The sequence below is a fragment of the Bacillus sp. SIMBA_008 genome, assembly GCF_046535495.1.
Classification (GTDB): Bacteria; Bacillota; Bacilli; order Bacillales; family Bacillaceae; genus Bacillus; species Bacillus subtilis.
Window position 1 is genome coordinate 1 of sequence record NZ_JAWRWL010000678.1, and the last position, 261, is coordinate 261.

The following is a 261-nucleotide window of genomic DNA, read 5'->3' on the forward strand; positions in this document are numbered from 1 at the left end:
GCTGGAAGATGGTTTTCCTCAAGTACCGCCTCAATTGTCTGCTTCACTTCTTCATATTCTTTCAGCTGAATCAAGATTGTCATATACACTTGAAGCACGGTGAAGTAATGACCATATCCCTCATGCAGCATCTTTTCACACACACGCTTTGCATCCTGCAGCTCGCCCAGCTCCAGAAAACAAATCGCCATACCGAGATGAATATCGGATTCTTCATCGTCATCATAAGATTTTGCTTCTGAAAACAAGTGAAGCGCCTCT

General features: G+C 43.7%; 1 pseudogene. It reads right to left on the minus strand.

Features of this window, described 5'->3' with window-relative positions:
* Nucleotides 1–261: pseudogene (locus SB658_RS24950) on the minus strand (DNA damage checkpoint antagonist DdcA); the annotation flags it as partial.